Here is a 20,696-nt window from a genome sequence, read left to right as displayed (position 1 = left end):
TCCGGGTGTCATAAGTTTTATGCGTAAATCATATACGCATTGCGTAATCTGATAAACCGGGTTTAACCTCGGGCTCTCCCCTACCCGACTGCGCCCATGACCCTTACCGAACTCCCGCGTCCCCGCGAACGCCGCCAGCGCGTGCAGGCGGCCGAAACCAGCATGGCCGTGCTGAAAGCCCTGGGTCATCTTGGCGGCCGCGCGGGCCTGAGTCTGATCGCGGCCCGAATCGGCGAGAGTCCCGCCAAGGTGCACCGCTATCTGGTCAGCCTGATGGAAGGCGGGCTGGTCGGTCAGGACGCCGCCACCCAGCAGTACTTCCTGGGACTGGAAACGCTGCTACTGGGCCTGGCGGCCATGCGGCAGGCGGATCCCATTCGGCTGGCCGAAGCGTCGTTGGTCCGCCTGCGCGAAGAACTGGAAGTAACGTGCTTCGTCGCGGTGATGGGCAACAAGGGCCCCACCATCGTGCGCTTCGAAGAGCCGGGGTTGCCCGTCACGGTCAACGTGCGCGTGGGCTCGGTGTTGCCGATGTTGTGGTCGGCTACCGGCCAAGTCCTGCTGGCGACCCTGGACGAGCACGCGGTGCGCGCGCTTGCCCAAACCGACCTGGATGCGGCCACGCCCGAACAGCGGGCGATGCTGGATGCCGCCGACCCGATCGGCACCCTGCGGCGCGCGGTGCTGGCGGCAGGCTGCGCCGTCGTGCGCGACACGAACCTGCGAGGCATCAGCGCCGTATCCGCGCCGATCTACAGCTACGCTGGCCGGCCGTGCGCCGTGCTGACCGCGCTGGGCGCCACCGGCGGCTTCGACGCATCGCCCGACGGTCGCGTGGGGCTGGCCGTGCGCCGCGAGGCGCAAGCCATCAGCCGGCTGCTGGGCGACACGTCCCCGCAGGAAAACGTCAGAAGCTGACCGCCAGGCCGACGGAAAAGCCCGACACATTCTGGCCGAAGACATACCGGCCGACCAATCGGGTACGGGTGATGAACACGTTGTAGGCGCTGGAATCCAGTTCCAGGCCCGCGCCCAGCGAGGTCAGGCGGTCAAAGCCCAGCACGCCGCGCTGGTCGCCCAGGAATTCGGAATGGGTCAGTTCCAGCACGTAGCGCAGCGGCCGTTGCAGCATCGTCAACCCCGTGGGAGCCCGGTAGCGGGCCCACAGGTTCGCGGACTGCGCGATGGCGTTGCCCTGGACGGCGGCGGAACTGGCAAAGCTCTTCAGTCGGATATCGGAATAGCGCAGCTCCACATCCACTTCGTAGCCGGGCCGGTAGTGCTCGTAATCCAGCATCAGCGATCCGCCGAGGCCATAGGCGTTCAGCGAACCCTTGTCCAGGAAAGTCACGTCCTGCCCGGTCTGTCGGCCGACGTACCAGCTGGCGGCACGCAGGTCGCTGGTGACGTTGCCCAGGGCCACGTTGAAAATGGGGCGCAACTTCAGTTCATCGGTGAGCTTGAAGTCCCAACCGATCCCGCCGGTCGCGGAGACGCTGTTCCACTTGGTCGGGATTTTGCGGTTTTCCAACCCCTGCGAAGCGACGAACGTCGGGTCGTAGCGGCTGCCGGCCAGGACGCCTTCCAGATAGATGGGCACCGATTTGGAAATCGTGTCGCCCCCGCCCAACTGCGTCATGTAGAACTCGGTCGACCCGGTCGTGCCGCCACCACCACCAATCGACAATGCGCTGGTCGTGATGTCCGGGACGATTGAAAACGACATCAGCGCCAGGACCCCGTTGGCACGCTTCTGCAAATCGTCCTGCGTCAACCGGATAGTCGGTTGCGCGGTGGCCACCCCACCCGCCACGCACGCCTGCGTCGCGATCAGCCACGCCGATATCCGCCTGGCCGCCCTGTTCGAGACCCTTGCTTTTCGGTTCGCCATGCCGTTTCTCCGCTTCGCTACTTCACGGCGCCCGCCGCGGCGCTCCCCATAGCCTGGCGCTGCGACAGCAACAACGCGTCACTTTGGTCGATACGGATCGCACCGATGCGGGGGAACTCGAAGTCGACAATGATGTAGAGCGCCGCCGTCATGACCAGCGCGTAGATAATCTGGTGAAACAGGGTGTCGTGCTTGGCGCCAGCCAGGTTCAAGCCAATCAGGCAGGCGCAGACCAGCGCCAGAAATCCCAGGAAGGCGTAGGTGACAATGGGCGGGTGGACCTTCTGCGCGACGGTCTGCGCGGTGGACACGTCGAACATGTCGTTGACTGAAGCGATATATGACGTGGCGAATGGCGGCACGGTGTTCCTGCCGGCCGCGATCGAGGTCTTCCAGATTTCGTTCTGGATGGCGCCGACTTTTACCGCGATGGCGTCGCGATGGTCGAGGTCGGCGACGTGCTTGTAATAGTTGACGCGTTCATCGACGTAGCGGCGGAATTGTTCGCGCAATGCCGGCTGGTCGGACGCGTTCAGCAGATCGATGCGCAGCCAAGCCGTGCCGATGGCGTTGACCTCGGTGACGAGCAGGTTCCTGCGGTCGGCCATCCGTTGCGCCGCTCCCGAGAACGTGAATGCGATCAACAGGCCCAGCAACGCGAAGACAGAGGCTTCGATGGCGGCGGAACCGGCCGTGCCTTTGTCTTCCGCACCGCCACGCAACCCAATTCGCCGTCCGAACCGGATGGCCCCCAACAACAGAAAGAAAAAGACGACCGCCGAACCTGCCAACACAAATGAATAGTTCACATTGCCACCCTACGCCTGGTCTTTGTTGATCGGACACGTTGGAAAAGCGGAACAGACATTCGAACAAAAGCGGGAGCCAACTAGGACGGCAGGCCCTCCTCCCAGAGCGTGACGCGGTTGCGTCCGCCTGATTTAGAGGCATACAAGGCCTGGTCCGCGCATTTGACAACAGCTTCGGGGGATTCTCCATGCTGCGGCCATAATGCGATACCGACCGATATCGTGACATGCCCGACGCCGTCCGGCATCGGTTTTCGGGCCACGTCGGCGCGAATGCGCTCGGCGGTGTGCAGGGCGACGTCAGGGGACGGGGCCGGCACGACCACGATGAATTCCTCGCCGCCTATGCGGAACGGCCTGTCCTGCTGCCGAACGCTGTCGCGCAGGGTTTTTGCCAACAAGATCAAGACCTTGTCGCCGACCGGGTGCCCATACACGTCGTTGACTTGCTTGAAATGGTCCAGGTCCAGCGCGATGACGGCGAACGGCGTGCCAGCGGCCGCCAGTTCCTCGAATCGCAGTTCAAGGGCGCGCCGGTTCATCAGGCCGGTCATCGGATCGGTCATGGTCTGGGTGTTCAAGCGCCCGACTTCGTGCCGGTGCTGCGCCAGCGTGGCGATCAGTGCCTCGCGCAGCTTGTCGGCTTCGAAATACCAGGTTTTCAGCAGACTGGCCCGCGGGCCTTGCCGGTCGACCGCTTCGGGGCTGCCCATGGCGCTTGTCAGGCGGGCCAAGGGCCGGGCGATGGCGTAAGCCAGCCCGCACACCAGTATCAGCGTGACGATCACGGCGGGAACGGCGAAGCGCAAGGACTCTGCCAATAGCGTCTTCAAGGGCGACAAGGCCTGTTCCAGTGGCCGTTGGATGACAACCGCCCATTTTCCTTTCGTGATGGGCGCGTAGCCCGCCAGCACCGAATGGCCCGACGCGTCGCGGACTTGCGCGGAACCTGGCCCGGATGTGGGTGACACATCCGCCTTGACCAGGCTAAGCACGCTTTCGTCCGGACCTCCCGCGCCGTGGCTGTACAGCACCCCGCCCTGCACGTTGACGAGGTAGACGGACGCGCCGTCGTCATAAGGGTGTTCACCAATCAGCCGGTCCAGCCGGCTGCCGCGTTCCAGGACCACGACCGCCGCAACGAAACCACCCGGCGCGCCGTCCTTGCCAGGCACGGGTTCCACCAGCATCAGCGCCGCCCGTTGGCCGTCGTGCTGGCAACACGGCACGACCCAGTCCGCCGGGCGTCGTTCTTTCATGCCAAGTTCTGTCAGCGTGTTGAAACCAGACAGCTGCGCGGGCGCCTGGTCGGAACGGGCAATGATGACGCCGGCGGCATCCGCAAGCAGCACTGCGGAAACGCCTTGCGCCTGGGCCGCGACGCGGGACAACTCGGCCGTGAGTGTCTGTGGGGTGTCGCCGGCGTCGGGCAGGCGGCCGGCGCTGGTCTTCAATTGCCGGTGCAGCGCATCGATATATAGATTGATGAACTCGGCCAGTTTTTCCGCATAGGCCACGTTGGAGGCCAGGGAATTCTTGACGACCTGCGCCTTCTGCACCTGATAACCGGCGTAGAGGGCATTGAAAAAGCCGATCGCCACGCTTAACACCGCCAGGGCGATGAGCACCGTGAACAAGCTGACTTTTCTTTTCATCGTTGAGGATCCCGCCCGCTATCGGTCTGCAAAGCAGCATACAGAATCATGCAAAACGGGTCCACACTCTCGGCAACCGCTTACTTGCCGGGTTTGAAGTTCATTGCGGCCATGGCCGGTCCGATGGCCTGGGGCGCATACCCCTCCCAGGGCGTGTTGCCTGCGTCCAGCCGGGAATGGATATTGGCGATGGTCCAGTGCGCGCCGCTGCTGAGTTTCGTCAGTTCTTCCCATGCCACGGGCACCGAGACCCCCAGCCCCGGGCGCGCCCGGGCCGACCAGGCGGCGACCGTCGTGGCGCCGAAGCCGTTGCGCAGATAGTCCACGAATACCTTGCCTACCCGGTTTTTCGGGCCGCTCTTGGCCACGAAGATCTGCGGCAGCGTTGCCGCCAGATGCGCGACGATCGTCTGTGAGAACGCCTTGACGGTGTCCCAATCATGTTGCCGTCGTAGCGGAACCACCACATGCAGTCCCTTGCCGCCGCTGGTTTTCAGCCAGGTCGTCAGGCCGATTTCGCTCAGCATCGTCTGTACCAGCTGGGCCGCCTGCTGCAGGGTCGGCCATGCCACGCCTTCGCCCGGATCCAGGTCGAACAACATGCGGTCCGGTTTACCGATGGCCGTCTTGACGGCGTTCCAGGTGTGGAATTCCACCACGTTCATCTGCACGGCGGACATGATGGCCTGGGGTGTCGGCACTTCCAGCAACGGCGGGTGGCCGGGGTCCAGCCGCGCGGGCAAGGACTTGACGCCGGGCATGGCGGCTTCCAGGTGCTTCTGGAAGAACAGCTCGCCCTGGATCCCGCCGGGCGCGCGCAGGAACGACACGGGGCGTCCCGTCAGGTGCTCCAGCAATAGCGGCGCGATCAGGCCGTAATAGCGGGCCAGGTCCAGCTTGGTCAAGCCTGTGGAAGGATCGATGATGCGTTCGGGGTGGGTCAGCCTGCCGATCTTGCCGGCGGTCTTGGGCGCTTCCGGGATGGCCTTGGTCTGTTTCGCAGCCGCCTTGGGGCGGTCGGCCGCGGGCGAGGCGCGGGGCGCCTGCACTGCCTTTTCGCGTGTGATGTCGCGCGCTGGCTTGTCCGCGCGCAAGCCCCGGAAGACCGAATGGCGGATGTGGCCGCCGGTGGTCCAGCCGGAGAACGACACTTCGGCGATCAATTGCGGCTTTACCCACCGCACGCCCTTGCCCTGCCCGCCTGTCACGGGTTTATCGTCGGTCTCGATGCGGGCGAGCTTTTCCTGAAGCGAAATCAGGCCTTCGTTGTCGAACCCGGTGCCCACCTTGCCGGCGTAACGCAATGCCCCGTCGTCCTCGTGGACGGCCAGCAACAGCGCTCCCAGCCCTGCGCGGGCGCCTTGCGGCGCGGTATAGCCCACGATGACGAATTCCTGCCGGCGGCCGCACTTGATCTTCAGCCAGCTATCGGACCGGCGCGACACGTACGGCGCGGACTGGCGTTTGGCGATGATGCCTTCCAGCCCCATCTTGCAGGCGGACGCGACCAGGTCGGTCGGCGCCTGTTCGAACGTCTCGCTAAAGCGCAGACGATCGTCGTCGGCCGTCTCCATCAACTGCGCCAGCAACGCCCGGCGCACGCGCAAGGGTTCGCGGCGCAGATCCCGTCCTCCGATGAACGGCAGGTCGAACGCATAGAAAACGATGCCGCTGGTCGCATCGCCGTCGAAGGCGTTTTGCAGCGCCTGGAAATCGGGTACGCCGTGCTTGTCCAGCACGACGACTTCGCCGTCCACCCAGGCGCATTTCGCCGGCAACCGGCCAAAGGCCTTGACCAGATGTGGCAGTTTCGCGCTCCAGTCGTGCCCGTTGCGGGTATGAAGGCTGACCTTGTCGCCGTCCAGCCGCGCCAGCAACCGGTAGCCGTCGAACTTCAATTCGTAAAGCCAGTCCGTCGAGTCGGACGGGATGCCGTCCGCCAGCGTGGCCAACTGAGGCGTCAGCGACGCGGGCAATTCGGCCGCTTGCCCCGGCAGTGGCGCTTCCTTCGGTGTGGGCTTGGCTGGCGCGCGTTTTGCGGCTTGCTTGTCGCGCAGAGGCACGACGCTGTCGGGCATTTCATCCACGACGCTGAAATCACGTTCGGACCTTGCAAACTCATCCTTGTCTTTGATCAGCAGCCAGGGGGGCTGCTTGTCGGACGCCTTGCCCTTCATCCGCACCAGCGCCCATCGGCCTTGCATCTTCCTGCCCTGCAAGTCGAATTTCAGGTGCCCTTCCCGGTAGCCCTTGCGCGCATCCCCCACCGGCATCCAGCGGCCTTCGTCCCAGATGATGACCTTGCCGGCGCCGTACTGGCCCGCCGGGATCTGGCCTTCAAACTGGTTGTACGCAATGGGGTGGTCCTCTACCTGCACCGCCATGCGCTTGACGCTGGGATCGTAGCTGGGGCCCTTGGGCACCGCCCAGCTTTTCATCGCCCCGTCCAGCTCCAGCCGAAAGTCATAGTGCAGCCGGCTTGCCCAGTGTTTCTGGATGACGAAGGCCCGCGCCTGTTCATTGGCTTCGCCGCCTTCGGCGGGTTCCGGCGTGACGGTGAAGTCGCGCTTCTTCCGATAGGTCTTAAGGGTGTCGGCCATGTCACGCCGCCTTGCGGGCGCGCGCCGCCTTCGTGGCCTTTGCCGTTTTCACCGCCTTTGCCGGTGTCTTTTTTGCCGCTGCTTTCTTTGCAGGGGCCTTGCCGGACGCGGCCTTTTTCGCCGCCGCGGGCGCCTTCCTGTTTCCCTTCAAGCTGCGTTGCAGCAACTCCGTCAGGTCAATCACGTTGTCCGCATAAGCGGGAGTTTCCTCTTGCGGCTCAAAGACGGTTTCGGTCTTGCCCGCCTTCACCTTCCTGGCCACCAGGTCCATCACGGCGGCCTTGAACTCGTCCTTGTACTGCGCCGGGTCCCACTTGCCGGACATGTCTTCGACCAGCATCTTGGCCATCTTCAGTTCGCTGGCGCTGGGCGCCATGGCTCGGGCGCCGGACTTGGGCAGGTCCAGTTCGTCTTGCGGCTTGACGTCGTCGCCCCACCGCATCAAGTCCAGCACCAGCGCGTCGCCGGACGGAATCAGCGCCGCCAGATGCTGCTTGGTCTGGATGACGACCTTGGCAATGCCGATCTTGCCCGTCTTTGCCAAGGTGTCCCGCAGCAATGCGTAGACCTTCTGGCCCTTGTTGATGGGCGCCACGTAGTAAGGCCGTTCCAGATACACGAACGAGACATCCGCCGCGTCCACGAACTGTTGTATTTCAATGGTTTGCGTGGTGCGGGGATAGGCCTCGGCAATCTCTTCCGGTGAAATGATGACGTACTGGCCGTCTTCATATTCCACACCCTTGACGATATTGTCCTTATCGATTTCCTTGCCGGTGCGCTTGTTGATGCGCTTGTACCCGACTGGATCCATGGAACGCTTGTCCAGCCAGTCGAAGTCCACCCCGGACTCCGTGGTCGCCGTGTGCAGGCCGACGGGGATATGGACGAGACCGAAGGAGATGGCCCCCTTCCAGATGGTTCGTGTTGCCATGATCAGCTCCTCTAGACCGGGAAGTGATCAGCAAATAGTATTCCCGCGCGGGGCAAGGCGTCACCTGCCGGGCCTTGCGAGTCGTGTCGGGCGTCAGCGGGCGCGCGCCTTCGCGGCCGCTTGCTTGATGGAGCGTCTGCGCCACCATAGCCACACGCCGCTGATTCCCAGGCCGGCCAGCGACAGCCCGCCGAGCGCCACGGCGGTTTCCAGCGCGACGCCGCCCAGCCCGCCGGTATGCAATGGATAGATCACGGCCGTCGCCCGCGCGCCCGGATCCAGCGCGTTCCAGCGCTGCACCGCCAGGACATCGGCTGATCTGGGATCTATCCAGACGGAGGTCATGCCGTTGGGGTGCGGATCGTCGGCCAGCATCATGCGGAAACGTGTGGGCGCGGCGGCATGCGGCGGCACCACGATGTACCCGATGGGCGCGGGTTCCTGGAATTGCGCCACGGCCTTCGCGGCCAATTCGTCCAGCGTCAGCGCAGGCGCGAGGGTGGCGGCTTGCGCGGCGGCCTTGACGTTGATCGCGGGCAATGCCGGCGCCTTGACCGGGGTGGCGCCGCTTAACCAGGTTACGGCTTCGCCCAGCGGGCGCCACGCCATATACGCGCCGGTGGCGACCGATACGGCGATCAGCAGGCCCAGCGTGGCGCCCCCGACGCGGTGCAGGTCGAACAGCGAACGCAGCAGCCCGCGGTCCAGCGCCATGTTCCAGCCCTTTGACCAGTGCCGTGGCCACCACAGGATCAAACCCGTGATCAGCAAAAACAGGTAGGCCAGCGCCACCCACGCCAGGATGGCCTTGCCGGTGCCGTCCAGGTACAGCGCGCTATGCAGTTTGAACAGCGCATTCGCCGCGCCCTCGGTTTCACCACGCCGGCCTTGTTCGACGCCGGTGACGGGGTCCAGGTACAGGGTGCCGCGCCAGGCGGCGCGCACCCGGACCTCAAGGGTTTCACCGGGAGCGCGGGCGGGCCGGAACACCAGGTTCGCGCCATCGCCGAATTCCTTTCTGGCCGACCGCAGCACCGACTCCAGCGCGACGCCCGCCTGGCCGGGGGCCAGGCCGGAACGGGCCTGGAACAGCTGCGGATTCGCCCACCGGTCCAGCGCCGGCGTGACGACAAGCGCCGCGCCGGACAGCCCCGAGAAAATCAGGACCCAGCCGGCGCTGAGCGCCAGCCAGCGGTGCACCCGCAGCCACACGCCGCGCAGGCCTTTCACGAGGTTGATCCGGTAGATGCGAAGCCCACGCGTAGTACATCAGCACTTCGAAATTATTGACGCCGCCATTGTATTTCAACGATCCGCCACGACGCTGGGCGTCGCCCTCACGTTGCCGCACACTCCTTCAATATGCGCACGAAACGCTGCGCGTGGCGGCTGGGGGCATCGAAGCGGGAGCGCACCAGGCTCAATGCCAGCGGAATCGATTCGCGCAGTGGCCGCACTTCCAGGCCGGGCCACCCCTCCTGCCCTACCGAGAACTGGTCCACGATTGCCACGCCCGCGCCGGCCCGTACCAGCGCGCACGCCAGTTCGGCGCGCACGATATCGACTGACGCCGTCCAGGACACGCCCGCCCGTTGGAACGCCGCCGCCACCAATTGGCCGAACGGGATGTTGCGGCTGTACAGCACCAGCCGGTACGCAGCCAATTCGGCCAGCCCCACATCCGCCTGACCCGCCAACGGATGGCCCACAGGCAGGATGCAAACCATTTTTCCGGTGGCGAACGGTTCAACGATCAGATTGGGGTGGTCGATGGGCAGCACCGATACCGCCAACTCCGCCTTGCGCCCCAACAGCTCGTGTGCCATGTCCGCCAGCAGCGTCGTGTGATATTTCAGGCGTACATTCGGATAGCGTTCCAGATAGCGCGCCATGACGGGCGGCAGGAAATTCAGCCCCAGGCTGGGGCTGGAGCAAAGCGTCAGCGCCCCTTCCGGCCGCGCCGCCAGATCCCGGGCGAAGTCGTCGATGCGCAACGCCTCTTCGAACAGCGGGCCCACCTCTTCGAACAGCCGATGCGCCTCGGGCGTGGGGGTCAGTTTGCCCTTGTCCCGGTCAAACAAGGTCAGGCCCAGGCTTTGTTCCGTGTGGGCGATCAACCGGCTGACGGCGGGTTGCGACACGAACAGCAGCTTGGCCGCCCCGTTCATCGACCCGGTCAGCATCACCGCCCGAAAGACCTCCATCTGCCTGAGTTTGAAGCGCATCTTGCCGTTCCGATAATCATTGGTTATATCCCCTGGCCAACTTAGCATAAGAGAAAATTGCCCCATATCGGTAGCATCCAGAGTCGTCGCCGGACGCCATTCCGGCTGTTTCGATAAAGGGATTGCATGACGCTGAAATTGGGATTCATCGGCCTGGGCATGATGGGCCTGCCGATGTTGGAGAACCTGGCCCGCGAGGAAACGTTTCACCTCCGTGCTTACGACCGGGATCCGCAGCGGCTGGACCGCCTGCAGGCGCATCCCGCCTGGGGTCAAACGCTGCGACCCGCCGCGCGCCTGGCCGACCTGGCGGATTGCGACGTGATCATCACGATGCTGCCCAACAGCGCCGTCACCAACTCGGTCATCGAAGGCGAACCAGGCACGCCCGGCCTGGCCGCGCTGCTGCCGCGCGGCGCCACGCTGATAGACATGGGGTCGTCCAACCCGGCGGACACGCTGCGGCTGGCCCCGCTGCTGCACGAGGCAGGCATCACGCTGATTGACGCCCCGGTGTCCGGCGCGGTCGCCAAGGCCGCCAGCGGCACGCTCGCCATCATGGCGGGCGGCGCGGCCGAAGACCTGGCGCGCGTCCAGCCGATCTTGTCCCGCATGGGCGCCACCTTGATCCACACCGGCATGGTCGGTTCGGCCCATGCGATGAAGGCGCTGAACAACTATGTGTACGCAGCCGGCCTGCTGGCGGCCAGCGAAGCAATGCTGATTGCGCAGTCCATGAACCTGGACCCCACGGTCTTCACGCAGGTGCTTAACGCGTCCAGCGGCCGCAACGTCGCCACCGAAACAAAGCTGGCCCAGTTCATCGTGCCGGGTACGTTCAATGGCGGCTTTGCGCTGGCGTTGATGGCGAAAGACCTGCGCACCGCCAACAGCCTGCAGCAACTGACCTGCGTGCCAGCGCCGCAGCTGTCCCTGTGTACCGGCCTATGGCAAGAAGCGGTGGAAACGCTGCCCGCGACTGCCGACAACACGGAGATCTACCGCTATCTGCAAACACGCCACAGCGCCGGCTAAGCCCGTATCAAGACACCTATAACAAAGACAAAGGCATACCCGCCATAAGGGAGACAACATCATGCAAAGAACTGCCATTTCCATCGCCTTGACCCTGGGCCTGACCAGCGCGGCGCCGGCGTGGGCGGCATCCCCCTATCCCGAACATCCAATCCGGATGGTCGTGCCCTTCCCGCCCGGCAGCATCACCGACGTGGTGGCGCGCAGCCTGGGCAAGCACATGGCGGCCGACCTGGGGCAACCCGTCGTTGTCGAGAACAAGCCCGGCGCCAACGGCATCATCGGCACCCATGACGTGGCCCGGGCCAAGCCCGACGGCTATACGCTGGTGGTGGTCGGCGTGTCCACGGCGGCCAGCGGGGTCAGCCTGTTCAAGGACCTGCCTTACGACCCGGCGAAAGACCTGTCGCCCATCGGCGCCGTCGCCGAAACGCCGTATCTGCTGGTGGGCTCGCCGAAAACCGCGGGCGCCAACGTCGGCGAACTGTTTGCCTACGGCCGCAAGCACCCCGGAAAACTCACCTACGCCTACGGCTCGGGTAGCGCCCAGGTCTTCGGCGCCAAGCTGGCCGCGATGGGCGGCATCACCGTCACCGCCGTGCCGTACCGTGGCGGGCCGCAAGCCCTGACAGACGTCATCGGCGGCACCGTCGACCTGACCTTCACGGACCTGGCCAACGGCTTGCAGCAAGCCCGCGCCGGCAAGGTCAAGACGTATGGCGTCAGCACGCCCGACCGCTTCCCGCTGGCGCCAGACATTCCCACGCTGAACGAAACCGGCGCGCCGGGGTTCAACTTGACCGTCTGGTTCGGCCTGATGGGGCCCGCAGGCTTGCCCCAGCCCGTCGCCGACCGGCTGGCCCGCGCGTTGGACGTCGCCTTGGCCAACGAGGAACTGCAAGAAACCTATGCGCGCCAAGGGCTCAGCGTGAAAACGCAAAATCCCGCCGAGTTCGGCGCCTTCGTCGTGGCCGAAATCGGCAAATGGGCCGCGATCGTCAAGGAAACCGGTATTCCACCGCAGTGATTCCGGATCTTGATCCCCGCTCCTGGCTCCGTCGTCGAGCCTGTCGTTGATGCCCTTCCAATACGCCTCCTTCCCCTGAAGAGACTTCCATGTCGTTGATTGAAATCCGCAAACGCTGCCTGATCGTTGAAACCACGTTCCACGAAAATGGGCCCGCCCCCGCGCAGCCGTTGAAGCTGGCCGCGTCGTGCGCCGTCGTCAAGAATCCCTACGCGGGCCGCTACGAACCCGATCTGATGCCGTTCATGGCCGAGCTGCGCACATTGGGCACCTTACTGGCGACCGAACTGGTCGACACGTTGGGCAAGGACAAAATCGAGGTCTACAGCAAAGCAGCCATCGTGGGCCTGGACGGCGAAATGGAGCACGGCGCCGTTTGGCATGAAGCCGGCGGCTGGGCAATGCGCACGGTGCTGGGCGAACCCAAGGCGATGGTGCCGGCAGTGAAGGCGGTGGCTGTCGCGGGGTACCGGATCATGGTTCCGGTGCATTACATCCACGCCTCTTATGTGCGCAGCCACTTCAATAGCATCGAGATCGGCATCCAGGACGCCCCGCGCCCCGGGGAAATCCTGTTCGCATTGGTGATGGGCACGGGCGGACGAGTCCACTCGCGGTTGGGCGGCTTGACCCAGGACGCCGTGGCGGTTCATGACGGCCAACGCTAGCGGGAAACTGTCATTTCAATGCTTAGAAATTACTTTAACTAATCTACTTTAAGATCGTATTTAATTACTTTTAAATCAATAGGATAACTCCATGACTTAAAGTCGATTGATGATAAATATCTGGCGTCGAACCCGCACCGATCGGCATTTTTCGGGAAAACCCGGAGAAACTTTTTCGCTTTCGTATTGGTCGCAAATTGTTCAGGTTGACGTCAGGCGCCCTCTTCGGCACGCGCCGCGCCTGTGACCCGCCGCCCCTGCGAGAGCCCCATGACATCGATCCCTCCGCGCGCCGCCGCGTTACCGACCCGTATGCGGCAAGACGAGAAACCGGGGTTATCGGTGATGGACGCCACGGTCGTGCTGGTGGGCGTGGTCATCGGCATCGGCATCTTCGGTTTCCCGCCCCTGGTCGCGCAGCACGCCGCGTCCGAAGCCATATACATCGCGCTGTGGTGCGCGGGCGGCCTGGTGATGCTGGTCGGTGCGCTGTGTTATGCGGAGCTGGGCTCGGCCTACCCCGGCGCCGGCGGCGAATACCTGTACCTGACGCGGGCCTGGGGCCCGCGCGTGGGGCTGATGTTTGCGTGGGCGCGTTGCACCGTGATCCAGACCGGCGCCATCGCGGTCGTTGCCTACATTTACGGCGACTATGCGCAACGGCTGATGCCCCTGGGCGCCTACGGCACGGCGGCGCATGCCGCGATCTCGGTCGTGGCGCTGACCGCCCTGAACATGGTGGGCACGCGCTATTCCAAACGCCTGCAATGGGCCTTCACCCTGCTCACCCTGGCGGCGTTGGGAGCGGTCCTGGCGGCCAGCCTGACCGCAACGGGTGACACGGCGGCCCCCGCTATCGCGCCCTCGCCCCTAGCCGGCAACCCTGCGGGCCTGATGGGAATGGGCATGGTGTTCGTGCTGTTGACTTACGGGGGATGGAACGAAGCCGCCTATCTCAGCGGTGAATTGCGCGACCCGGAGCGCAATATGAGCCGGGTACTGCTGATCGGCACGGCGATCGTGACGGGCGCCTATGTACTGACCAATTTGGCGCTACTGGAGCTATTCGGCCTGCAAGGCCTGCGCGACACGCCGGCGCTGGGCGCCGACGTCATGCAGACGGCGGCAGGCCCTTACGCCGCCGCCCTGCTCAGCCTGACCATCTGCGCGACCGCGCTCAGCACCATCAATGGCACCATCATCACCGGCGCTCGCGTCTACTACGCCCTGGGCCGCGACGTGCCGCGGCTGCACGCGCTGGCCGGCTGGAGCGCCCGCAGCGAAACGCCGGTCGCCGCCCTATTGGTCCAAGGCGTGATCACCCTGCTTCTGGTCGGCCTGGGCGCCGTCAGCCAGAACAGCGTACAGACGCTGGTCGCCTACACCGCGCCGGTATTCTGGCTATTCATGTTGCTGGTGGCGGCGTCGGTATGGCGCTTGCGGCAACGCGATCCGGATCGGCCCCGGCCGTTTCGCGTGCCCCTCTATCCCCTGCCGCCGCTGCTGCTGGGTCTGACCTGCGCGGGGCTGGTGTATTCCAGCGCCGTCTACGCAGGGGCTGGCGCCCTGATCGGGCTGGCGGTACTGGCGGCGGGTATTCCCATGCTGCGCTGGCTGAAGCCGGCCCGGATGCCCGACTAGCGCGCGTTGTTCCCGGCGGGCGGCGCTGCGCCCGCGGTTCGTTCCCTGTTGTCGACCTACATGGAGAGCCCATCATGCACCCTTCGACTCAACCCCTTGCCGCCGGCCGCATGCGCCGGCCGTTGGCCCGGACCGCTGCGGTGTCCACGGCCCTGGCGCTGTGCCTGTCGTTCGCCGCCACGGCCACCGCCCAGTTGGCGACTGCGCCGGGCGCCAAGCCTGAAACTCAGAAAGAGTACGTCCCGGACGTTGGCCAGCAGGGTAAGGACGTGATCTGGGTGCCGACGCCGCAAACGTTGGTGGACAAGATGCTGGACATGGCCAAGGTCACGCCGAAAGACCGGCTGATGGACCTGGGATCCGGCGACGGCCGCACTGTCATTACCGCTGCGCAGCGCGGCCTGACCGCGCAAGGTATCGAATACAACCCCGATCTGGTCGAATTGTCGCGCCGCAATGCGCAACGGGCCGGTGTGGCAGACCGTGCCACCTTCGTGGCGGCCGATCTGTTCCAGACCGACCTGTCCAAAGCCGATGTCATCACCATGTTCTTGCTGACGACCATCAACGAAAAGCTGCGCCCCACGCTGCTGCAACTGCCGCCGGGCACCCGGGTGGTTTCCAACACCTTCCGCATGGGCGATTGGGAGCCCGACGAGACCGAGACGGTCACCCAGGACTGCTCCACCTACTGCACCGCGTTGCTGTGGATCGTGCCGGCGAAGGTTGAGGGCAAATGGGACGTGGACGGCCAGACGCTGCATCTGACGCAGCGATACCAGATGCTGTCGGGCAAGTTGGGCGGCACCGATATTTCAGAGGGACGCGTCAACGGCAAGACGGTCTCGTTCAGCGCCAACGGCGTGCGCTACACCGGCGAAATCAACGGCAAGACCATCAGCGGCACGGCAGCAGGCAAAGGGAACTGGACCGCCAAGCGGGTTTGACCCGCCCGGTTCTCATGCAATAGCATGCGTTACATGAGAAGAGACAGCAAACTATCCGGCGTGCTTCATGTCCTGCTGCATATGGCCGAGGCGCCGGGCCCCATGACGTCCGATGACTTGGGCCGGGTCATGCAGACCAATCCTGTCGTCATTCGCCGCATCATGGCAGGCCTGCGCGACCAAGGGCTGGTGCGTTCCGAAAAAGGCCATGGCGGCGGCTGGACGATCTCGTGCGATTTCAATCGCGTGACGCTGCGCGACATTTACGAAGCCCTGGGCTCGCCCGAGATCTTCGCCATGGGCAACCGCAGCGAGGCACCCGGTTGCCTGGTCGAAGCCGCCGTGAACAAGGCGCTGACCGGCGCGTTCGAAGACGCCGAAGCCCTGCTGATGGACCGGTTTGGGGCGGTGACCCTGGCCGCGCTCAGCAAAGACTTCCATGCCGGCATGCTGCGCCAGGGCCGGGGGTTCAACCCCGCCATGGCGCATGCCGAATAGCCTTAGCGCGGGGGACGCTGCGGAAAGCTGCGTTCGAAGATGCCCTCGGCGATGCGGTTCTTCAGGATTTCGATAGAGCCGCCGGCGATCATCCAGCCGCGGCACCGGCGCACGCAGTACTCCACCAGCGATTCCCGGCTGTAACCCAGCCCCCCCAATACCTGTAGCGCATCGTTGGCCACGTCAAAGCCCACCTGGTTGCAATAGGCCTTGGCGATCGCCGTATCCGTGGCCGAGGGGAACCCGGTGTCCGCGCCGCTGGCCGCCCGGTACAGCAACAATTGGGCGGCATCCAGCTTGATCCGCATATCCGCGAATTTCCACTGCAAGCCCTGGAATTCGCACAGCAGGCGGCCGAACTGCTTGCGCTGCATCGCCCAGTTGCGCGCTTCTTCATACGCATAGCGGCCCAGCGCCAGCGACCGCGCCGTGTTGCCGATGCGTTCGACGTTGAAACCGGCGATCTGCTTCTTGAAACCGCCCTCGCCCAGGACGACCATGTCGTCCGCCACCCACACGTTGTCGAAGAAGATCTCGACCCATTCCTCGCCGGACATGAATGCAGAGCGCTTGCCCAGCTTCACGCCGGGGGCCTGGGTATCGATCAGCACCGACCCGATGCCGCCCGTGCCCGGGCCGAAGCGCACATAGGTCAGGATCACGCTGGCGTGCGGGCCGTGCGTCGTGAAGATCTTGGTGCCGTTGATGCGCCAGCCCCCCTCGGCGCGGGTCGCGCTGGTCTTGAGTTCGGTCACCGCGGAGCCCGCATCGGGTTCGGTCATGCCGACCGAGATCAGCCCTTCGCCGGCCAACAACGCCGTCAGGTACTTCTGTTTTTGCAATGCACTGCCGTATTCGGCCAGCACGCGGATGGCGCCGAAGTTGCCTGCCTGCACCACGTCGGCGCTGCGCGGGCATACGGACGCCACGGTTTCGATGGCGATGACGGCGTCCATCAACGAGCCGCCTACGCCGCCGTCCTGCTCGGCGATGGTGATGCCCAGCAAGCCTTGTCCGGCCATCTTGCGGGCGACGTCCCAGGGGTAGTCGTCGGAATGGGCGCGTTCAACGGCGCCGTCGCGCAATTCGCGGTCCGCGAAACGGCGCACGGCGGTCTGGAAGTCCTGTTGTTCCGGAGTCAGTGTGAAGTCCATCTAGGGTGTTCCCGATGCAAAGGTGAAGGAATGAGGTGAAGGCATGCGCGGGCTCAGGCCAGGCGCGCCAGGCCATCGACGGCGACCACGCCGTCGGCGCGGACGAACAGCGGGTTGATTTCGGCTTCTTCGACCCGCGCGCCCGACAGGCACGCCAGCCGCGAAAAGGCCGCGACGGCGCGGGCCAACGCGTCGCAATCGCCTTCGGGCAAGCCGCGGAAGCCGCGTATCAGGCGGGTTTGCCGCACTTCAAGAATCATCCGCCGGGCCTCGTCCACGTCCACCGGCGCCAGCCGCAGCGCAAAGTCCGGCGCCAATTCGGCGGCGATGCCGCCCGCGCCCAACAGCACCGTGGGGCCCACCAGGGGGTCATGGCGGTAACCCAGGATCAGTTCGATCAGCCGGCTTTCCATCGGTTGGACCAGGATGCCGTCGATCCGCGCGTCCGGCGCCTGGCGGCTCACCGCTTCCAGCATCTGGCGTACGGCGTCCGCCAATGCCTCGGCATCCGGAATGCCTACCCGAACAGCGCCCAGTTCCGTCTTGTGCGCAAGGTCCGGCGAACACACTTTCGCGACCAGCGGGTAAGGCACGGCGTGCTGCAGCGCATCCGGGGCCAGCAGCTGGCCGGTCGCCACGGGCACGCCCAGGTGGCGGAACAAGGTTCCCGCCTGGTGTTCGCTAAGCATGCCGCGCCGTGCCAGACCCTCCGGCCACGGCACGGGATCGCCCTGGGCGGGCGGCTGGCCCGCGTCGGCGAAGAACACCGACAGCGCGTCGGCGCAGGCTTCCGGCGTGCGGAAGGCGGCAATGCCGCCTGCGCGCAGCAACGCCAGCGATTCCGGGGCCTCGGGCGCCAGGAACACCACCAGCGGTTTATCCGCGGGCTTGTCGGCTTCCAGCAACGGCTTGACCGCCAGCCCCGGATGGAATTGCGCGGAGGATCCCACCACGCTCAGGACCGCGTCGCACCAATCGGCGCGCAACAGGTGTTCAAGCAGCATCTTGTATTGCGCGCTGGAAGCCGCCAGGGTCAGGTCGATGACGGGCGTTTCGCGGATGTTCAGGCCCGCTTGCGCGACCATCCGGACGAACTCAGGCGGTGGCGGCACGGCCGCCAAGCCGTGCAGCCCCAGGTTGTCGACCACGGTGGCGGCGCCGCCGCCGGTCGTCGTGATCACCGCCACCCGGGCGGCGGCCGCAGCCACGCCGGCCGACGCCCGCGGCAGCCGGGCATGACGCGAGGCCAGTGGCGCAATCTCGAACAGCGTCTCCAGATGCTGGACACGCATGACCCCGTGCGCCGTCAAAAATGCGTCGACCGCCGCGTCGTTGCCCGCCATCGCGCCGGTATGGGATTGCGCCAGCGCGTCGCCTTGCTGGGACCGGCCCAGCTTGTAGGCGATCACCGGCTTGCCTTGGCCCCGGGCACGCGTCAGCGCCCGGCTCAGGGCAGGCGCGTCGCGCAAGGTTTCCAGGAAAAGCAGAATGACCTTGCTGCGCGGATCGTCCACCAGCGCGTCGACCACCTCGCCGACCGAGATATCGCTTTCATTGCCGACCGACACCGATTTGGCGAAGCCGAACCCACGGGCGGCGGCGCGAGACAGCAGCGACCCCATCATCGATCCGCTCTGCGACACCATGCTGATGTCGCCGGGCAACAGCGTATCGGCCTCGAACGCGGCGTTCACCGACAGGATTCCGCCGGTGTGCAGGTCGGCCAACCCGATGCTGTTCGGCCCCAGCAGGCGCAAGCCCAGCGCCCGGGCTTGCGCCACCAGCGCGGCCTGGCGCGCCTGGCCGTCTGGCCCGGTTTCACCGAACCCGTCCGAATAGACCGTCACGACGCGGGCGCCCGCCTGGGCGCAAGCCGGCAGCAGCGCAGCGACCTCGCTGCCGGGGATCATCACGAAGACGTGGTCCACCGGCCCGGGCAGGCCGGCCAGCGACGGATAGGCCCGTTCGCCCAGGATCTCGGCGCGCGCGGCATTGATCGGGTAGACGGCACCGGTGTAGCCGTGCTTGCGCATGAACCGCAAGGGGCGAGCGGTGTTCTTGCGCACGTCGCCCGAGGCCCCGACCAACGCAATGGCGCGGGGGGAAAGCAGCGCGTCGGCGAAGGACGGCGATAAGGAGGAAGAAGACATGGATGCGGCTAAGGTCATGGGTTCCGGAAAGCGAATGAGGGGGTTCAAAGCCGCGGCATGTCGGCGGCCAGGCGCAGCGCGCGCACCGGCATCGCGTCCAGCCGCCAGACGGCGTCGCGCAGCGCACGGACTCGCTCGCGGCCCAGCACGGGCCCGGCCAGTTCGTCGAACTTGTCATTAAGATCCGCGTCGGACAAGGGCGACTCGGGGTCGCCCTTGCGGTGCGGGGAATGGTGTTCCAGCACCTGTCCACCCGTTGTCGTGACCGACAGCCGAGCGGCGCGCAGGGTGGGAAAGCCTGCGGTAAATGCGGGATCGGCCTGTAGCGTCAACCGTTGCATCAACCCGCGCACCTGCGGGTCTCGCAGGCGTTCGGCGCCGAAGGCGTCCAAGCGAACCGAGCCATGGACCAGCGCGTGCGCCACCACGTAGGGCAAGCTGAACTTCGCTTCGAAGGCGGTGGCGGGCGTGAAGTTGCCCGTGACGTCCAGGGCCGTCTGATAGGCGTCCACGCGCCAGGACGCGACGTCCTCCGCGCGCAATCCTTGCTGGCGCAGCGCCAGCGCGGCGTCGATCGCGGCGAAGGTGTGGCCGCAGCAGCCGTGGTTCTTCTGCGTGATCGACAGGATGTTGTAGCGCTGGCCCAGGCCATCGACCGCGGCCGCCCAGTCCGGATCCTGCGCCAACGCTGCGCCGAATCCCACTTTGCCTTCCAGGATGTCGGGCACGCCCGTGATGCCGTGCGCCGCGCCCTGCCCGGCCCGCACGCCCACTGCGGCGGCATGGCCGGCATGCAGCGCCTTGCTCATGGCATCGGAGCGGAACGCTTGCTGCAGGCCGCTGGCCAATGTGCCCGCGGTGGCCAGCGCGTGCCGCATCGCTTGCGCGTCGCCGGGGGCGCACAATGCGGCGGCGGCCGCCGCGCTGCCAAAACAGCCGACGGTGCCCGTCGTATGAAAGTAGCGGTAATGGGACGGCTGCACGGCGACGCCGATGCGTGTCGATATCTCATAACCCACGACGATGGCGTTCAGCAGTGCCTGGCCACTGGTGTCGCCCTCTTCCGCCAGCGCCAGCGCGGCGGCGATGGTCGGGCAGCCCGGGTGGTAGATCGCGTCGCGAAAGATGTCGTCGAATTCCACGGCGTGCGACACGCTGCCGTTGATCCACGCCGCCGTGGCCGCGAAAGCGGTGGTGGCGCAGCCCGGCAAGCTGGACGCGCCCGAGCCCAGTTCCGCCCCGTGCGCGCCCAGCAACTGCAAACAAGGCGCGGTGCGCGTGCCGGGATACAGCGCGGACAGCCAGTCCAGGAACGCCCGCTTGGCGTGGTGGATCACCTCGTTCGGCAATCTGGCCAGCGTGTCCTGCGCGCCGTAGGCGGCAATCGTGTCCAGCAACATGCGTGTGTCTCCCAGGATTGTGCGGCGCGGCAACGGCGTCGCTGATATCTGCCGTCCACTCT

The 20,696-nt window shown here is 65.6% G+C and carries 17 protein-coding genes; 7 read left to right on the top strand and 10 right to left on the bottom strand.

Going from position 1 to position 20,696, the window contains the following annotated elements; genetic code table 11:
• Nucleotides 1–96: 96 nt before the first annotated feature.
• Nucleotides 97–918 carry an IclR family transcriptional regulator gene (locus ACE039_RS18900; RefSeq protein ID WP_485823041.1) on the top strand — a complete coding sequence of 274 codons (822 nt, stop codon included), beginning with the start codon at nt 97–99 and terminating at the stop codon, nt 916–918.
• Here ACE039_RS18900 and ACE039_RS18895 read toward each other — a convergent pair.
• The 7 genes from ACE039_RS18895 to ACE039_RS18865 all read right to left on the bottom strand — a co-directional run bounded on the left by ACE039_RS18895 (nt 908) and on the right by ACE039_RS18865 (nt 10,114).
• The gene (locus tag ACE039_RS18895) at nt 908–1,891 is read right to left on the bottom strand and encodes a hypothetical protein (RefSeq protein WP_448709286.1); all 984 of its coding nucleotides are present in this window, start codon (nt 1,889–1,891) and stop codon (nt 908–910) included. The genes ACE039_RS18900 and ACE039_RS18895 overlap by 11 nt on opposite strands.
• A 17-nt stretch (nt 1,892–1,908) precedes the next feature.
• On the bottom strand, nt 1,909–2,700 hold the full coding sequence (locus ACE039_RS18890; protein ID WP_485811590.1) for a bestrophin-like domain: 792 nt from the start codon (nt 2,698–2,700) through the stop codon (nt 1,909–1,911).
• A gap of 80 nt (nt 2,701–2,780) precedes the next feature.
• Nucleotides 2,781–4,355: a sensor domain-containing diguanylate cyclase gene (locus ACE039_RS18885; RefSeq protein ID WP_485823040.1), complete on the bottom strand. Its 1,575-nt coding sequence runs from the start codon at nt 4,353–4,355 to the stop codon at nt 2,781–2,783.
• Between the two features lie 80 nt (nt 4,356–4,435).
• A complete protein-coding gene (gene ligD / locus ACE039_RS18880) occupies nt 4,436–6,955 on the bottom strand; it encodes a DNA ligase D (RefSeq protein ID WP_485823039.1) in 2,520 nt (839 codons plus the stop codon).
• A 1-nt stretch (nt 6,956) separates the two neighbouring features.
• Nucleotides 6,957–7,889, bottom strand: a complete 933-nt coding sequence (gene ku, locus ACE039_RS18875) for a non-homologous end joining protein Ku (protein ID WP_448712499.1) — start codon at nt 7,887–7,889, stop codon at nt 6,957–6,959.
• Between the two features lie 93 nt (nt 7,890–7,982).
• Nucleotides 7,983–9,119, bottom strand: coding sequence for a PepSY-associated TM helix domain-containing protein (locus ACE039_RS18870; protein ID WP_485823038.1), 1,137 nt, complete (start codon nt 9,117–9,119; stop codon nt 7,983–7,985).
• A 107-nt stretch (nt 9,120–9,226) separates the two neighbouring features.
• Nucleotides 9,227–10,114, bottom strand: coding sequence for a LysR family transcriptional regulator (locus ACE039_RS18865; RefSeq protein WP_485823037.1), 888 nt, complete (start codon nt 10,112–10,114; stop codon nt 9,227–9,229).
• 126 nt (nt 10,115–10,240) lie between these two features.
• On the opposite strand from ACE039_RS18865, the gene ACE039_RS18860 reads away from it, so the two are divergent.
• The 6 genes from ACE039_RS18860 (at nt 10,241) to ACE039_RS18835 (ending at nt 15,930) form a co-directional block, all read left to right on the top strand.
• The gene (locus ACE039_RS18860) at nt 10,241–11,149 is read left to right on the top strand and encodes an NAD(P)-dependent oxidoreductase (protein WP_485823036.1); all 909 of its coding nucleotides are present in this window, start codon (nt 10,241–10,243) and stop codon (nt 11,147–11,149) included.
• Nucleotides 11,150–11,210: 61 nt separating this feature from the next.
• The gene (locus tag ACE039_RS18855) at nt 11,211–12,176 is read left to right on the top strand and encodes a Bug family tripartite tricarboxylate transporter substrate binding protein (RefSeq protein ID WP_485823035.1); all 966 of its coding nucleotides are present in this window, start codon (nt 11,211–11,213) and stop codon (nt 12,174–12,176) included.
• Nucleotides 12,177–12,265: 89 nt separating this feature from the next.
• Nucleotides 12,266–12,844, top strand: a complete 579-nt coding sequence (locus ACE039_RS18850; RefSeq protein ID WP_485823034.1) for an amino acid synthesis family protein — start codon at nt 12,266–12,268, stop codon at nt 12,842–12,844.
• 345 nt (nt 12,845–13,189) lie between these two features.
• Complete coding sequence (locus ACE039_RS18845) at nt 13,190–14,485, top strand: APC family permease (RefSeq protein ID WP_485823170.1); 1,296 nt, start codon at nt 13,190–13,192, stop codon at nt 14,483–14,485.
• A 74-nt stretch (nt 14,486–14,559) separates the two neighbouring features.
• Nucleotides 14,560–15,432: an SAM-dependent methyltransferase gene (locus ACE039_RS18840; RefSeq protein ID WP_485823033.1), complete on the top strand. Its 873-nt coding sequence runs from the start codon at nt 14,560–14,562 to the stop codon at nt 15,430–15,432.
• A 33-nt stretch (nt 15,433–15,465) separates the two neighbouring features.
• Nucleotides 15,466–15,930, top strand: a complete 465-nt coding sequence (locus ACE039_RS18835; protein WP_448712520.1) for an Rrf2 family transcriptional regulator — start codon at nt 15,466–15,468, stop codon at nt 15,928–15,930.
• A 2-nt stretch (nt 15,931–15,932) separates the two neighbouring features.
• Here ACE039_RS18835 and ACE039_RS18830 read toward each other — a convergent pair whose 3' ends face one another.
• The 3 genes from ACE039_RS18830 to ACE039_RS18820 are packed head-to-tail and all read right to left on the bottom strand — an operon-like array spanning nt 15,933 to nt 20,634.
• On the bottom strand, nt 15,933–17,084 hold the full coding sequence (locus tag ACE039_RS18830) for an acyl-CoA dehydrogenase family protein (protein ID WP_448712522.1): 1,152 nt from the start codon (nt 17,082–17,084) through the stop codon (nt 15,933–15,935).
• Nucleotides 17,085–17,137: 53 nt separating this feature from the next.
• Entirely contained in the window at nt 17,138–19,234 is a 2,097-nt protein-coding gene (locus ACE039_RS18825; RefSeq protein ID WP_485823032.1) for an acetate--CoA ligase family protein, read from the bottom strand.
• A 44-nt stretch (nt 19,235–19,278) separates the two neighbouring features.
• Nucleotides 19,279–20,634, bottom strand: coding sequence for an MmgE/PrpD family protein (locus ACE039_RS18820; RefSeq protein WP_485823031.1), 1,356 nt, complete (start codon nt 20,632–20,634; stop codon nt 19,279–19,281).
• Nucleotides 20,635–20,696 lie beyond the last annotated feature (62 nt).

The organism is Achromobacter maghribensis (assembly GCF_057334215.1).
Note: the sequence above shows the minus strand (reverse complement) of the source record. Positions and strands in the feature narration are given on the sequence as shown.

Bases quoted from the DNA above. Each gene is read 5' to 3' on its own strand.
- ACE039_RS18835 (WP_448712520.1), top strand. From the start codon at position 15,466: ATGAGAAGAGACAGCAAACTATCCGGCGTGCTTCATGTCCTGCTGCAT.
- ACE039_RS18900 (WP_485823041.1), top strand. From the start codon at position 97: ATGACCCTTACCGAACTCCCGCGTCCCCGCGAACGCCGCCAGCGCGTG.
- ACE039_RS18850 (WP_485823034.1), top strand. From the start codon at position 12,266: ATGTCGTTGATTGAAATCCGCAAACGCTGCCTGATCGTTGAAACCACG.
- ACE039_RS18865 (WP_485823037.1), bottom strand. From the start codon at position 10,114: ATGCGCTTCAAACTCAGGCAGATGGAGGTCTTTCGGGCGGTGATGCTG.
- ligD (WP_485823039.1), bottom strand. From the start codon at position 6,955: ATGGCCGACACCCTTAAGACCTATCGGAAGAAGCGCGACTTCACCGTC.
- ACE039_RS18825 (WP_485823032.1), bottom strand. From the start codon at position 19,234: ATGTCTTCTTCCTCCTTATCGCCGTCCTTCGCCGACGCGCTGCTTTCC.
- ACE039_RS18885 (WP_485823040.1), bottom strand. From the start codon at position 4,355: ATGAAAAGAAAAGTCAGCTTGTTCACGGTGCTCATCGCCCTGGCGGTG.
- ACE039_RS18830 (WP_448712522.1), bottom strand. From the start codon at position 17,084: ATGGACTTCACACTGACTCCGGAACAACAGGACTTCCAGACCGCCGTG.
- ACE039_RS18840 (WP_485823033.1), top strand. From the start codon at position 14,560: ATGCACCCTTCGACTCAACCCCTTGCCGCCGGCCGCATGCGCCGGCCG.
- ACE039_RS18860 (WP_485823036.1), top strand. From the start codon at position 10,241: ATGACGCTGAAATTGGGATTCATCGGCCTGGGCATGATGGGCCTGCCG.
- ACE039_RS18845 (WP_485823170.1), top strand. From the start codon at position 13,190: ATGGACGCCACGGTCGTGCTGGTGGGCGTGGTCATCGGCATCGGCATC.
- ACE039_RS18895 (WP_448709286.1), bottom strand. From the start codon at position 1,891: ATGGCGAACCGAAAAGCAAGGGTCTCGAACAGGGCGGCCAGGCGGATA.
- ACE039_RS18820 (WP_485823031.1), bottom strand. From the start codon at position 20,634: ATGTTGCTGGACACGATTGCCGCCTACGGCGCGCAGGACACGCTGGCC.
- ACE039_RS18855 (WP_485823035.1), top strand. From the start codon at position 11,211: ATGCAAAGAACTGCCATTTCCATCGCCTTGACCCTGGGCCTGACCAGC.
- ku (WP_448712499.1), bottom strand. From the start codon at position 7,889: ATGGCAACACGAACCATCTGGAAGGGGGCCATCTCCTTCGGTCTCGTC.